We start from the raw sequence: 14,272 nt of genomic DNA on the forward strand, positions 1-14,272 counted from the left end.
ATGAATTTCCGGCGAATTCTGGCCCCTGGCCCCGTGGCCCCTGATCCCCGTGGCCCCTGAGAGGATGCCCGGATGCAGAGAGACCCGGACCCGGAGCACAACGGGGAAGACAGCGGCACCCCCTCAGACAAGCGCCTGGCTTTGGGCCTGTGCCTCGGCTTGTCCCTCGGGACGGCGACAGGACTCGTCCTCGGCCTGACCGTCTTCGACAACATCGGCCTTGGCCTGGCCCTGGGCCTCGGCCTGGGCACGGCGATCGGCGCGGGTGCGGGCCTCGGAGCACGGCAGACGGACGAGGAGCGGTAGACCCGTACACCCGTACTCCCGTAGACCGGTAAGACGGCCGTGCGATGACGTTGACGCCGTAGAGGCCCCCGCGGTGTCAGTGCCCCGCCATAAGGTCGGAGGATGACTGACCTCGACTTTGTGGATGAGACCCGGGTCTTCTACGACGCCGTGGCGGAGGACTACGCCGTCCGCTTCAGTGAGCCGCGCGTGGCGATGCCATTGGATCTGGGGCTGCTGTACGGGTTCACGGAGCTCGTGGGTGAGGGGGGCGAGGTCGCCGACCTGGGGTGCGGGCCCGGGCGGGTGACCGCGTATCTGGCGTCGCGGGGGCTGTCCGTGTTCGGGGTGGACCTGTCGGAGTCCATGCTCGCCATCGCCCGGCGTGAGCATCCCGGCCTGCGGTTCGAGCAGGGCTCGATGCTGGAGCTGGACCTGCCCGACGGCTCGCTCGACGGGGTCGTGTCCTGGTACTCCACCATCCACACCCCGTTCGACCGGCTGCCGGCCGTCTTCGCCGAGTTCCTCCGCGTCCTGCGCCCCGGCGGGCATCTGCTCCTCGGTTTCCAGGCCGGTGACGAGCCCCGCCGCTACGAGGAGGCCTTCGGGCACCGGGTGGCGCTGACCTTCCTGCGGCGGCAGCCGCAGCGGATCGCCGCCCTGCTGGAAGCCGCCGGGTTCGTCGTGCGCTCCCGGACCGTCCGGGAGCCCGACGAGGCGCTCGGGGAGCCGGTCCGCCAGGCGTGCCTGGTCGCCCGCAGGCCCCCCGAGCCGGTGTCCTAAGGCCTGTCTGACAAATTCCCGCCCCTACAGCACCCCCGCGACATCCCTCGCCGCGATGTACCCGAAGGTCATCGCCGGCCCGATCGTGGAGCCCGCGCCCGCGTAACTGTGGCCCATCACCGCCGCGCTGGCGTTGCCCGCGGCGTACAGGCCCGGGATCACCGAGCCGTCGGGGCGCAGGACGCGGGCCCGGGCGTCCGTGCGCATGCCGCCCTTTGTGCCGAGGTCGCCGGGGACGATGCGGAAGGCGTGGAAGGGCGGCAGCCAGAGGGGTGCCAGGCAGGGGTTCGGGAGGACCGACGGGTCCGTGTAGTAGTGGTCGTAGGCGCTGTCGCCGCGGTGGAAGTCGGGGTCCTCGCCCCGCCGTGCCTGGGAGTTGAAGCGGTCGACGGTCGTGCGCAGGGCCGCCGCCGGGACGCCGATCGACGCGGCCAGGGCGTCCAGGGTCCAGGCCTTGTGCGCGGCGCCCGAGTCGTACCAGGCGCCGGGGAGGGGCAGGGCCGGCAGGACGTCCTTGAAGAGGTACCGGTTGCGGTAGTTCTGGTCGACGATCAGCCAGGACGGGATGGCCGGGTCGGTGTCGTGGACGTCGTACATGGTGTGGACGACGTCGCTGTAGGGCGCGGCCTCGTTGACGAAGCGCCTGCCCGATCCGTTCACCAGCAGCCCGCCGGGGAGGGTGCGTTCGGCGAGGCAGAAGTAGGGCTGGCCCGGGACCGGGATCGCCGGGCCCCACCACGCGTCGTCCATCAGGTCGAGTGCCGCGCCGAGCCGTTCCCCCGCCCGGATGCCGTCGCCGGTGTTCTCCTTCGCCCCGACCGTCCACTCCGTGCCGATGGGCCGGCGCTGGTACCGCTCGCGCATCACCGCGTTGTGCTCGAAGCCGCCGGAGCCGACGATGACGCCCCGGCGGGCGCGGATCAGGCCCGGGGCGCCGTCGCGGGTGACCACGGCTCCGGTAACCCTGCCGTTCTCGACGTGCAGGTCGCTCAGGGGCGTGTTCAGCCATACCGGTACGCCTGCGGAGCGCAGCCCCGCGCGCAGGCCCGCCGCCAGTGCCTGGCCCATCGTCAGGGGCTTCTGGCCGAGCGCCGCGGCCTTCGTGCCGCGGGCCAGGCACTGGGTGGCGACGGCTGCGCCGCGGGTGTTCACGGCGGCCAGGGCCAGCCACTTGTAGTCGGCGCCGAAGACCACCATGCCGGCGGGGACGTCCATGTACGGCGGGTTCAGACGGGCCAGTTCGGGGCCGAGAAGCCTGCCGTCGAGCTGGTCGGGCTCGATGGAGCGGCCGTTCGGCAGGCCGCCGGGCAGCTCTGGGTAGTAGTCGCTGTAGCCCTCCATCCAGCGGAAGCGCAGGGGGGTGTGGGCCATGACGTAGGAGATGGTCGCCGGGCCGTGGGCGAGGAAGGCGCGCTGCCGGTCCGCGGGGACCTCCGGGCCGACGACGGCGGCGAGGTAGGCGGCGGCCTTGGCCGGGGTGTCGGGGACACCCGCCGCGAGGATCACCGAATTGTTCGGGATCCAGATCCCGGCACCGGAGCGGGCGGTCGAGCCGCCGAAGGTCGGGGCCTTCTCCACGACGACGCAGCTCAGGCCCTGCCCGGCGGCGGTCAGCGCGGCGGTCATCCCGGCGGCGCCTGAGCCGATGACGACGACGTCGTACGTGCCGAGCGGGGGTAAGTCGGCGGCGTGGGCGCCCTGTTGCACTCCGGCGGCGACCGCGAGGCCGGTGCCCGCGGCACCGGCCAGTACTCGTCTTCGGGACGGGGAACCAGGGGGAGCAGCCGATGGTGCGGAGTTCATGTCAGTGGTCATGACGTCTCCAGCGCGACGGGACACCTCAAGGGGTGGGGAATGTCGCGCGGGCACCTCGCGAAGTCAAGAGCCATACGCCGACGGCCCGTTGGGGGTTCAGTCGAGGCCGATCGCCGCGCAGTCCGCCTTGTACTTCGCCGTGCAGATGTCCTTGACCGTGTAGACCCCGTCCGTGATCACCGTCTCCTTGATGTTGTCCTTGGTGAGGGCGACCACCGGCACCAGCATCGCCGGGATGTTCTTCTGCGTGGGGCTGTCGACCGTGTCCCGGGTCAGCGCGGCGAACTCGATGGAGCGTCCCTGGACCTTCGCGACGGCGATCTTCGCGGCGTTCGTCGCCTCCAGCAGGAACGACTTGTACACGGTCATGTACTGCTCCCCCGACACGATCCGCTGCACCGCGTCCAGGTTGGCGTCCTGCCCGGTCACCGGCGGGATCCTGGTCGCGCCCGCCTCCTTCAGCGCCTCGATGACGGCGCCCGCCATGCCGTCGTTGGCGGAGTAGACGGCGGCGATGTTGTCCAGCCCGACGGTCCGGATCGCCTTCTTCATGTTGGCCTTGGCGATCGAGGGCTTCCACTCCTTGGTGTCGTACTGCTGGACGATGTCGACCTGCCCCTGGAGCTCGCCGAGCGCGCCGTCCTTGAACCGTGCCGTGTTCGGGTCGGCGGGGTCGCCGTTCATCATGACGATCTTGCTGTTCTTGGCCTTGTCGCCGAGCTCCCCGACGATGGCGCGGCCCTGCACCTGCCCGACGAGTTCGTTGTCGTGGGAGACGTAGGCGTCGATCGGGCCCTCGGCGAGCCGGTCGTAGGCGATGACGGGGATGCCGGCGTCCTTGGCCTTCTGCACGTCCGACGCGATGGTCTTGGAGTTCAGCGCGTCCACCAGGATGACGTCGACCTTGTCGGCGATCATCTTCTGGAACTGCTCGCTCTGTCTGGACACGCTCGCCTCGGCGTTGGCGTACTCGACCTTGCCCTGGTTCTCGGTGAGCTCGGCGACCTCGCTCTTGATCAGGGGGTAGTCGAACTTCTCGAAGCGTGCAGTGTCCCGGTCGGGCAGCAGCAGTCCCACCGTGATGTCGTTGCCCTTCTTCACGCCCGCGGAGTCGTCGCTCCCGCTGCCGCCGCACGCGGCGAGGGACAGGGCCGACACGGTGACCGCCAGGGCTATGGAGAGGGGACGCACAGCGGGCTGACGGGTGGTACGCGCTTTCACTGGTGGTGCCTTCCGATGGGGGAGCATCGCGACGAGGTGGCAGAAAGCCAACGGGGAGACACCGTGCGTCGTCAAGGACCAGGTGTGAAGACCTCGCAAAGGCCGTGCGCGGCTCGCCGTTGGGCCTTTCTCAGGGAAGCCGGTCACTGAGGGGGCACAGCGACTCGGCCGCCGCCAGAGCACGCGCCGACGCGTCCCGTACGTCTTCCTCCTCGTCGGACTCGGCCCTCTCCCGCAGCAGTGGCAGGGTCTCCGGGTGGGCGGGCCAGCCGAAGGCGAGTGACTGCAGGGCGGCGATGCGGGGCTCGGGGTCGGGGTCGGCGACGGCCCTGTGGCGCAGGAACTCGGCAGCCGTGGCGTCCGTCTCGCACACGGCGTACCAGCGCAGGGCGTCGTCCCGGATCCCGGGATCGGCATCGGCGACCGCCCGGTCCCGGAGCACCTGGCGGGTCGCGGCGTCGTCGCCCCGGCCCGTGGCCAGCAGTGCCAGCGCCAGCTTTCTGACCGGGGCGGAGTCGTCGTCATGCACGCGGGCACGGATCGCGGCCCACTTGGCGGCCTCGTCACCCTCGTAGTGCCTCAGGCCACGCAGTGTCTCCGTGCGGACCCGGGGCTCGGGATCGTTGGCAAGTCGGTCCAGGGCCAGCTCCCATGTCCCGGCGTCGTCACCGCGGTGCCCGCACAGATGCTTCAGGGCCCCCGCCCGTACGACGCCGTCGGTGTCGCCGACGGCAAGCTCGCGGACGAGTTCCCAGGTGCTGGGCTCGTCAGCGTTCAAGCTCACCAGCCCGTAGAGCGCGTCCTCCCGAGCCTCCGGCTCGGGGTCCACGACAGCCCGCTCGCGCAGGAACTCCGCCGTGCCGGGCTGGGATCCCGCCGTCTGCCCCAGCACGATGCACGCCGTGCCGCGGGCTCTTTCGTCCGGGTCCTCAACTGCTCGGAGCCGGGCCAGCTCCCAGGTGGCGGGGTCGTCACCATGGATGTTCCGCAGACTGAACAGGGCGTTCGATCGGACGAACCAGTACGGGTCCTCGACGGCGAGTCTGCGCGCCAGGTCGGGCTCCCCCGAGTGACGGGTCAGGCGGGACAGGGCTGTATGCCGGACGCTGGCGTCCGGGTCCTCCACTGCCCGGCTGCGCATCAGCGCCGCTACGCGTTCGTCGTCCAGCAGACCACCGAGATGGCTCAGCGCCTGTCGCCGCACGTAGCTGTCGGGGTCCTCCACGGCCCGGCGGCAGAGCAGTTCCCTGACCTCGGGGTCGTCACTGCGGTACTTAGCCAGCGCGGACAACGCCTGGTGCCGCTGGTACTTGTCCCCTGCTGAGACGGCGAGGGCGGCGATGGGCGCCCACAGGCCTTTGTCCGACGCGCTGTCACCGCGGTGTGACAGCGCGAGGGCGCGGATCCGCAGCGAGGGGTCCGCGACCGAACGATCCGCGAGCAGCTCGTTGACGTCCTCCACATCCGTGCCGAGTTCGGCCAGCGCTTTCAGAGCCGTACTACGGACTTGCTCAGAGCGGCCGGCGACCGCACACGTGCGCAGCAGCTCGCGGACGTCCCGCTCGGTTCCCCAGCGGTCTGCCAGCTCTTCGACGAGGGCGGCCTGGACAGGACTGGCAAGGGTCCACCCGGCCATGATCCGTGGGATCACCGAGTCCTGGTAGAGCACGGACGCGTACGGGCCCGACAGCGACTGGGAGCCGAACTGGCCGCGCAGATGAAACCAGCGCAGGAACCGGGGCCGCCCTCTCCAGTGCGGGGGAAAAGTCCTGAGGGTGGCCAGAGTCTCTTCCATCCCGCCGATCGGCGAAAACGACGAATCTGTCTGCTCCATGACCGCGACGAGGGCGTCCACGACCGCCCTGCTCTGCCCCGCCAGCACACCGATCCTGCGGACCTCCGCCAATGCCCGTACAGCCAGCACCAACAGAGCCGTGTTCCAGTCGGGCTGGGCTCGCCGCCGATGCATCTCCAGCAACCGGTCGATCACCGCACCCGCTTCCCGCTCCCCGATCTGCCCGACCAGGAGCAGCAGGACCTCGTGCCAGGCCGGGTCCTGCGCGTGCCGGGCGAACACCTCCTCGACGAACTCCTCCCGGGTCCACTCCCGCTCCCGCGTGTAGCGCCGGTCGATGTCGACGGCCGCGAGGTATTCGAGGAAGGCCCGGTGCACGAAGCCGTACACCCCGCCCCCGTAGTGGCTGAGGATGAAGTTCCGTTCCCGGAACTGCCGCACCATCGTCCGGGCCGCCGACACGGCCTGCGCGACGGGCAGTTCGTACTGCTCGGACAGGTACTCCTTGAACGTGGCGAGCAGTTCGTCCTGGTGGATGTGGTTGCCGGCGATGCCGCCCTCGCCGTCCTGCATGTGCCGGGCGACGAGCCGGAGCAGTTCGTGCCGGTCCTCGTCCCCGAGGTAGGACAGTGCCTCCAGGTCCGTCGGCCCGCGCAGGTGCTTGGCGTGTTCGTCCCAGTGCGCCACCAGGACCGCGACGGCGTGCCGGTAGACGCCCTGCCGGTCCCGGGGCAGCTCCCTGCGGCGGCCGATGATGGCGAGGATGGTCAGCAGGAGGGGATTGCCGGCCAGTTCACCCACGGGCCGGGAGTGCCCGACCGCCTCGGTGAGCCGTCGGCACAGACGGGCGGCGCGCTCCTCGTCGTGCGGGTACGCGGTGGCGTACCACTGCCGGGCGAAGAGCTCTATCTGCTGCCTGCTCAGATCCTGGACCATGTAGTGGGCGAAACCGGCGCGCTCCAGGACGCCCCGCCGGTATCCGATGACGCGCGAGGTCACCACCACCCGGACGCCGGCCTGCTGGTAGCGGCCGGCGAAGTCGGCGATGCGGTGACCGACCTGTTCCCGTGCGGCGGGTTCGAAGAGTTCGTCCAGGCCGTCGAAGACGACCACCGCACGGCCCTCGGCCAGGATCCGCTCGGTGACCGGGTACGGGGGCGCCATGCCCTTCGTGGTGTGCAGGTGCTCGAGGAAGTCCTCGAACGTCCGCTCCCGCCACTCCCCCGCGGCGTACTCCCGTAGTTCGACGACGAGGGGTACGCGGCCGTCGAGGGCTGCCAGCGGGTCGTCCGGCCGGACCGCTCCGGTGAGGGTCAGCGCGAGATGGCGTGCGAGCGTGGACTTGCCCGCGCCGGGGTCGCCGAGCAGGACGAGACGGTCCTCGTGCGGGCCGGCCAGCACCTCCAGGACGTCCCGCGCGGGACGCTCCGCGTAGGCCTGCCGGGCGCGGTCCAGTGCCTCGCGTTCGAGGCCGGGCGGGAGACTCGACGGCCACTCACCGCAGTCCACGAGCCGCTGCCGGATGTCGCGGGGCAGTTCCACGGGCGGCGGGTCGGCCCGTACGGCGGGCGCGACGAACACCTCGTCCAGACCGACCGGAGGGTGCTCGCCCTCCTCGGTCGGGATCAGCACTTCCAGGTCCAGGCGGCCGTAGGTCTCGCGGATGCGTGTGGCGTAACGGCGCAGCGCCTGGTCCGTCTCCTCGGGGGAGGGGACCGTTTCCACCGTCTGCTGCACGTACTGGTTCTCGATGTGCACGGCCACGCCGTAGTCGCCGGTCGCGGCGGCCTTGACGTCACCTCCCGCCCCGACCGCCCGCTCCCCGCCCGCCTCGACCCGCTTCGGCTTCCACCCCATGACAGGGACCGTAGCCGCCCTGGATGGCGAGAGGAGGCCTGGTCGGGGAAACCGGCGCGGGCTCGGTGCCTCACCGCGTGTACAGGGCCTCCACTTGCGCCGCGAAGGAGCGCATCACGGCCTCGCGGCGGAGCTTCATCGACGGGGTCAGGTGGCCCGCCTCCTCGGTGAAGTCCTCGGGGAGGATCGCGAAGCGGCGGATGGACTCGGGGCGGGAGACCATCTTGTTGGCGTCGTCGACGGCGCGCTGGAGGACCGCGCGGAGTTCCTCGTCGTCGACGAGGAGTTTGGGCGGCACGGGGTGTTTGCCGTTCATCTGGCGCCAGTGGGTGATGCCGTCCGGGTCCAGGGTGATCAGGGCCGCGACGAAGGGGCGGCCGTCGCCCACGACCATGCACTGGGAGATCAGCGGGTGGGAGCGCAGCCAGTTCTCCAGGGGCGCCGGGGCGACGCTCTTGCCGCCCGCGGTGATCAGCAGTTCCTTCTTGCGGCCGGTGATCGTCAGGTAGCCCTCGTCGTCCAGTTCGCCGATGTCGCCCGTGGCGAGCCAGCCGTCGGGGGCGGCGGGTACGACGCCACCGGCCTGGGGGTCCCAGTAGCCGCGCAGGACGTGGTCGCCGGCGAGGAGGATCTCGCCGTCGGCGGCGATCCGGACGCGGGTGCCGGGCAGGGGCCAGCCGACCGTGCCCAGGCGCGGTTTGAGGGGCGGGGTGACGGTCGACGCGCCGGTGGTCTCCGTGAGGCCGTAGCCCTCGAAGATCTCGATGCCGGCTCCGGCGTAGAACGCGGCGAGGCGGCGGCCCAGGGGTGAGCCGCCGCAGATGGCGTAGCGGACCCTGCCGCCCATGGCGTTGCGGATCCGGCGGTAGACGAGGGGGTCGTAGAAGACGCGGGCCGTCCTCAGGGCGCGGGAGGGGCCGGGGCCGGTGCCGGTCTGCTGGGCCTCCATCGCCTCGCCGTAGCGCCGTGCCACCGCCACCGCGCGGTCGAAGGACGTCACCCGGCCGGCCGCCTCGGCCTTGGCGCGGGCCACGTTGAAGACCTTCTCCAGCATGTACGGGATGGCGAGCAGACAGGTCGGCCGGAAGCTCGCCAGGTCCGGCAGCAGGTTTTCCGCCTTGATACTCGGCGCGTGGCCGAGCCGTACACGGGCGCGGACGCAGGCGATCGCCACCATGCGCCCGAAGACGTGGGACATGGGCAGGAACAGCAGCACCGAGGCCTCTTCGCTGGTCTTGGCCCGGAAGACGGGGTAGAGCAGCTCGATGGCGTTGTCGACCTCGGCGAAGAAGTTGCCGTGGGTGAGGGCGCAGCCCTTGGGGCGGCCCGTGGTGCCGGAGGTGTAGACGAGGGTGGCGAGGGTTCCGGGGCCCAGCATGCCGCGCCGCACCTCGACCTCCTGGTCGCTGAGGTGTGCCCCGGCCTCCGTCAGCCGGTCCACGTGGCCCTTCTCCACGACCCACATGTGCTTCAGGTCGGGCAGGCGTTCGCGCTCCGGGCCGAGTGCGGCGGCCTGCCCGGCAAACTCGGTCACGAGGGCGACCGCGCCGGAGTCCTGGAGGATCCAGCGGGCCTGGAAGACCGAGGACGTGGGATAGATGGGGACGGTGACCAGACCGGCCGCCCAGGCCGCGAAGTCCAGGACCGTCCACTCGTAGATCGTGCGGGCCATCACGGCGATCCGGTCGCCGGGCATCAGCCCTTCGGCGATCAACCCTTTCGCCACGGCCAGCACCTGGCCGGCGAACTCCGCCGCCGTCACGTCGCTCCAGCGTCCGTCGGCGTCCTTGCGGCTGAGCGCCACGGCGTCCGGGTCCGCGCTCGCGTTGTCGAACGGCAGGTCGGCGAGGGACCCGTGGGTCCACGGCGGCGCCAGCGGCGGTACGGAGGCCTCCCGCACCGCCCCGTCGAGCCGCCGCGTCTCGGGCTCGACCAGGACCGGTCCGCCGTAGATGTCGCCGTAGGCGGAGGAGGGATGGACAGTGGACACGGGCGGCTCCTGGGGCGCGCAGCGGAGGAACTGCTTGCTGCGATACGTACGTGCCTCGCACGCCGAGGCGCTCAACCGGTTGAACCCCCAGAAAGGGGTTACTGGCGGTAGGAACGGGATCGTACGGGCCTCACGTGGCGGGTTTGTGCGGGTTAGGGAATGGTCCGGAGCCAGGCCTGTGCATTCTCGGGGGTTACGTGAGGGACCTTCAGGTTCGGTACTCCGTCGGTCTCAGGCCCGGTCCAGGATCGCCGTCACCCCCTGCCCGCCCGCCGCGCAGACGGAGATCAACCCGCGGGCGGGCGCGTCCCGTTCGGCGAGCAGCTTGGCCAGGGTCGCCACGATCCGGGCGCCGGTGGCGGCGAAGGGGTGGCCGGTGGCGAGGGACGAGCCCGCGACGTTCAGCCGGGCGCGGTCCACCGTGCCCAGGCCCCGCTTCTCCCAGGCGGCGAGCGTCGCCAGCACCTGGGAGGCGAAGGCCTCGTGGATCTCCACCAGGTCGAAGTCGGCCAGGCCGAGCCCGGCCCGCTCCAGCATGCGCGGCACGGCGTACGCGGGCGCCATGAGCAGCCCGTCCTCGCCGCCGGCGACGTCTGAGCCGACGAAGTCGACGGCCGCCGTCTCGCACGCGGTGAGATACGCCAGCGGCTCCAGGCCGCGCTCGCGGGCCCACTCCTCGCTCGCCAGCAGCACGGTCGCGGCCCCGTCCGTCAGCGGGGTCGAGTTCCCGGCCGTCATGGTCGGGTCGGGGTGGTCGAGGCCGAACACCGGCTTCAGGGAGGCGAGTTTCTCCACGGTCGAGCCGGGGCGCAGGTTCTGGTCGCGGGCCAGGCCCCGGAAGGGGATCACCAAGTCCTGGAAGAAGCCGCGTTCGTACGCCGCCGCCAGCCGCTGGTGACTGGCCGCCGCCAGTTCGTCCTGCGCCGCGCGGCCGATGCCCCAGGCGCGGGCGGTGACGGCGGCGTGTTCGCCCATGGACAGTCCGGTGCGCGGCTCGGCGTTGCGCGGGATGTCGGGGACGAGGTGGCCCGGGCGCACCTTCGCCAGGGCCTTCACGCGCCCGCCCAGCGACGTCGCCCGGCGCGCCTCCAGCAGGATGCGGCGCAGGCTGTCGTTGACGCCCAGGGGCGCGTCGCTCGCCGTGTCGGCGCCGCCCGCGACCGCCGACTCGGTCTGGCCGAGGGCGATCTTGTTGGCGGCGGCGATGACGGCCTGGAGTCCGGTGCCGCAGGCCTGCTGGATGTCGTAGGCGGGGGTGGTGGGGTGCAGACGGGAGCCGAGGACCGTCTCGCGGGCCAGGTTGAAGTCGCGGCTGTGCTTGAGGACCGCGCCGGCCACGAACTCGCCGACCGCGCCCGGCTCCTGGAGTCCGTACCGCTCGACCAGGCCGTCGAGGGCGGCGGTGAGCATCTGCTGGTTGGAGGCGGTGGCGTAGGGGCCGTCGGAGCGGGCGAACGGGATGCGCGCTCCGCCGACGACCGCCACACGCCGCACCGACATCTTCTGGGTGCTCATCTCGACCGCTCCTCGCCTGTGACGTAGCCTTACCTACGGTAACCTTACTCCAGAGTAAGCAAGTGTGAGCAGTCATCCGAGCTGGGAGTCGCCATGGCCGACCGCTATCTGAGCTTCACCGCCACCGGGCCCGGCCGCTTCCTCACCCGACGGCTCGGCCTGCCCCAGCCCGCGGCGCTGGCCCGCTGGTCCCCCGAGCGGCCGGCCCTCGACGGCGGCCTGCGCCACCTCACCGCCGGCAGGTCCGGCCTCGACCTGGCGCCGGTCCTCGCCCGTACGGGGATCGCCCCGGCCGGCTCCGACCGGGCGGCGGCCGTCGTCCTGGACGCGAGCGGGGTGCGGGACGTCGAGGGGCTCGCCGAGGTGCACGCGGCCCTGCACCCCGTCGTACGGTCGGTCGCGACGAGCGGCCGCGTGGTCCTGCTCGGCGCGCCGCTCGACCCCGCCGGCCATCACCAGGCCGCCGCGCAGCAGGCCCTGGAGGGTTTCACGCGCTCCCTGGGCAAGGAGATCGGCCGGGGCAGGACCGTGAACCTGGTGCGGCTCACGGACGCCTCGGCCGCCGAGTCCACGCTCCGGTTCCTGCTGTCGCCCAAGTCGGCGTATGTGAGCGGACAGGTGATCGAGGTCGGGGCGGGTGAGACGGGGCCGGGCGACGAGCCCTCCGCCCCCGTCGACTGGGACCGCCCCCTCACCGGCCGCACCGCCCTGGTCACCGGCGCCGCCCGCGGCATCGGCGAGGCCGTCGCCGAGACGCTCGCCCGAGACGGGGCCCGGGTCGTCGTCCTCGACGTACCGCAGGCCGAGCAGGACGCCCGGCGCGTCGCCGACCGGCTCGGCGGCACCGCGCTGCTCCTCGACATCACGGCCGCCGACGCGGGCACGCGGATCGCCGAGGCCCTGCCGGACGGCCTGGACCTGCTCATCCACAACGCGGGCATTACACGGGACCGGCGACTGGTCAACATGCCCGCCGAGCGCTGGATCCCGGTGCTGGAGGTCAACCTGGCGAGCGTGCTGCGCACGACGGACGCGCTGCTGAAGGCCGGGACGCTGAACCGGGGCGGCCGGATCGTGGCGACCGCCTCCATCGCGGGCATCGCCGGCAACGCGGGGCAGACCAACTACGGGGCGAGCAAGGCGGGCATCGTCGGTCTGGTCCGCTCCCTCGCGCCGCGGGCGCTCGCCGAGCACGGCGTGACGGTCAACGCGGTCGCGCCGGGCTTCATCGAGACGAAGATGACGGCCGCCGTCCCGCTGTTCATCCGCGAGGCGGGCCGCCGCATGAACTCCCTCGCGCAAGGAGGCCTTCCGGCCGATGTCGCCGAGACCACCGCCTGGCTCGCGCACCCGGCCTCGGGCGCGGTCAACGGGCAGGTCGTCCGCGTATGCGGCCAGAGCCTGCTGGGGGCGTGATGGCCGACGCCGCTCTCGTCCTCACCGGGTCCCCCTCCCTCGCGCCGCTCCTCGCGCGCGGCGCCCTGCTGTCCCCCTTCAAACGCCCGGCCTCCGACGCGGAGTTCCCGCACACCCGGCTCGTCCTGCCGGGCCTGCGCGTCGACCTCGCGCGGCTGGCGGCGTACGAGCGGGTCTGCGGGTTCCCGACCGGGGAGGACGCGCTGCCGCCGACCTATCCGCACGTGCTGGGATTCCCCCTCGCCATGCGGCTGATGAGCGGCCGGGACTTCCCGCTGCCGCTGCTGGGCCTCGTCCACACGTCGATCACGATGACCCGGCACCGGGCGATGCCGGCCACCGGCGCGTACGAACTCACGGTGTACATCGATGGGTTGGCGCCCCACCGGCGCGGCACCGAGGCGACCGTCGTCACCGAGGTGCGCGAGGACGGGGAGGCCGTCTGGGAGTCGAGGAGCACGTACCTCGCCCGGCACCGCACGCAGCGGCCCGCCGAGGCTCCCCGGGAAGAGGTACGGAAGCAGTTGCCTCCCGTCGCCGAGTGGCGGCTCGCCGAGGACGTCGGACGCCGGTACGCGGCGGCGTCCGGCGACCGCAACCCGATCCACCTCCACCCGCTCACGGCCCGCCTGTTCGGCTTCCCCCGGGCCATCGCCCACGGCATGTGGACCGTCGCCCGCTGCCTCGCCGCACACGGCACGCGGGAGTCCTGCCACGTGCGCGCGGAGTTCCGCGCACCGGTCCTGCTGCCCGGGACGGTGACATACGCGGCGGAGGACGGCCGGTTCGAACTCCGGGGCCGGGAGGACCGCCTCCACCTGACGGGGGACGTCTACTCCACCTGAGCCCTCGCCCGCTCGTCCACCTCAGTCCCCGCCCGCTCCCCCACCTAAGTGCCCGTCCGCTCCTCCGGCGGTGACCACGGCCGCCCCGCCATGAGGTCGCCCAGTCCCGCCCAGGCGAAGTTCATCATCGTGGCCGCGGCCTGGCGGGCGGTGACGCCTGGGGTGGCGTTGGCCCAGGCGGCGAGCGACTCGGCGGCGCCGACCAGGGCCTCGGCGAGGCCGGCGACCTCGCGTTCCGGGAGGTCGGGGTCGCGGTGTGCCTCGCGCGCGGCGGCGAGGATCAGCTGGGTCACGAACGTGACGATCTCCTCGCGCATCGCGGCGACCTCGGTGGCGAAGGGCTCGCCGTGCGTACGGGCCTGGAGGTGCAGGACCGACCAGGCGTCCGGGTTGCGCCCGGTGTGCGCGAAGAACGCCCCGAGCCCTTCCCAGAGTTGCCGGTCGGCGGGCAGGTCGCGCCGGACACCGGCGCGCACGGCCTCGACGAGTACCTTGGCCTCGCGGCGGATGCAGGCGGTGAAGAGGTCTTCCTTGGAGTTCAGGTACAGGTAGACCAACGGCTTGGAGACGCCCGCGAGTTCGGCTATCTCGTCCATCGACGCGGCCATGTACCCCCGTTGTCCGAAGATCTGCACGGCGGCGTCCAGCATCTGCTGTTCACGGACCGCACGCGGCATCCGCTTGGTCTTCACGGCACCCATACCGCTAGCGTACGGTCCCCCCGGCCGGCCCTCGGTCGGGAAACCGACG

At 72.0% G+C, this 14,272-nt stretch carries 10 protein-coding genes; 4 read left to right on the forward strand and 6 right to left on the reverse strand.

Annotated elements, in window-relative coordinates:
• Positions 1 to 72: 72 nt before the first annotated feature.
• Both ACIBL4_RS09110 and ACIBL4_RS09115 read left to right on the forward strand, forming a co-directional pair.
• Positions 73 to 306 (forward strand): hypothetical protein, encoded by a 234-nt coding sequence (locus ACIBL4_RS09110; protein ID WP_399407898.1) that lies wholly within the window; start codon positions 73 to 75, stop codon positions 304 to 306.
• Between the two features lie 102 nt (positions 307 to 408).
• A complete protein-coding gene (locus tag ACIBL4_RS09115; RefSeq protein WP_399407900.1) occupies positions 409 to 1,068 on the forward strand; it encodes a methyltransferase domain-containing protein in 660 nt (219 codons plus the stop codon).
• Positions 1,069 to 1,092: 24 nt separating this feature from the next.
• Here ACIBL4_RS09115 and kstD read toward each other — a convergent pair whose 3' ends face one another.
• The 5 genes from kstD to ACIBL4_RS09140 form a co-directional block, all read right to left on the reverse strand.
• Positions 1,093 to 2,871: a 3-oxosteroid 1-dehydrogenase gene (kstD, locus tag ACIBL4_RS09120; protein ID WP_399408142.1), complete on the reverse strand. Its 1,779-nt coding sequence runs from the start codon at positions 2,869 to 2,871 to the stop codon at positions 1,093 to 1,095.
• Positions 2,872 to 2,979: 108 nt separating this feature from the next.
• Positions 2,980 to 4,104, reverse strand: a complete 1,125-nt coding sequence (locus ACIBL4_RS09125) for a sugar ABC transporter substrate-binding protein (RefSeq protein WP_399407902.1) — start codon at positions 4,102 to 4,104, stop codon at positions 2,980 to 2,982.
• Between the two features lie 130 nt (positions 4,105 to 4,234).
• On the reverse strand, positions 4,235 to 7,756 hold the full coding sequence (locus ACIBL4_RS09130; protein WP_399407904.1) for a HEAT repeat domain-containing protein: 3,522 nt from the start codon (positions 7,754 to 7,756) through the stop codon (positions 4,235 to 4,237).
• Positions 7,757 to 7,826: 70 nt separating this feature from the next.
• Complete coding sequence (locus ACIBL4_RS09135; protein WP_399407906.1) at positions 7,827 to 9,746, reverse strand: AMP-dependent synthetase/ligase; 1,920 nt, start codon at positions 9,744 to 9,746, stop codon at positions 7,827 to 7,829.
• 231 nt (positions 9,747 to 9,977) lie between these two features.
• A complete protein-coding gene (locus tag ACIBL4_RS09140) occupies positions 9,978 to 11,261 on the reverse strand; it encodes an acetyl-CoA C-acetyltransferase (RefSeq protein WP_399407908.1) in 1,284 nt (427 codons plus the stop codon).
• Positions 11,262 to 11,354: 93 nt separating this feature from the next.
• Here ACIBL4_RS09140 and ACIBL4_RS09145 point away from each other — a divergent pair, with 93 nt between their 5' ends.
• Together ACIBL4_RS09145 and ACIBL4_RS09150 are read left to right on the forward strand one after the other, a co-directional pair.
• Positions 11,355 to 12,677 carry a 3-oxoacyl-ACP reductase gene (locus ACIBL4_RS09145; RefSeq protein WP_399407910.1) on the forward strand — a complete coding sequence of 441 codons (1,323 nt, stop codon included), beginning with the start codon at positions 11,355 to 11,357 and terminating at the stop codon, positions 12,675 to 12,677.
• Positions 12,677 to 13,522 carry a MaoC family dehydratase gene (locus tag ACIBL4_RS09150; protein ID WP_399407912.1) on the forward strand — a complete coding sequence of 282 codons (846 nt, stop codon included), beginning with the start codon at positions 12,677 to 12,679 and terminating at the stop codon, positions 13,520 to 13,522. The genes ACIBL4_RS09145 and ACIBL4_RS09150 overlap by 1 nt, the downstream gene beginning before the upstream one ends.
• A 44-nt stretch (positions 13,523 to 13,566) precedes the next feature.
• Here ACIBL4_RS09150 and ACIBL4_RS09155 read toward each other — a convergent pair whose 3' ends face one another.
• Positions 13,567 to 14,223: a TetR/AcrR family transcriptional regulator gene (locus ACIBL4_RS09155; protein WP_399407914.1), complete on the reverse strand. Its 657-nt coding sequence runs from the start codon at positions 14,221 to 14,223 to the stop codon at positions 13,567 to 13,569.
• Positions 14,224 to 14,272: the final 49 nt, after the last annotated feature.

Source organism: Streptomyces sp. NPDC050416, from assembly GCF_044458845.1.
Classification (GTDB): domain Bacteria; phylum Actinomycetota; class Actinomycetes; order Streptomycetales; family Streptomycetaceae; genus Streptomyces.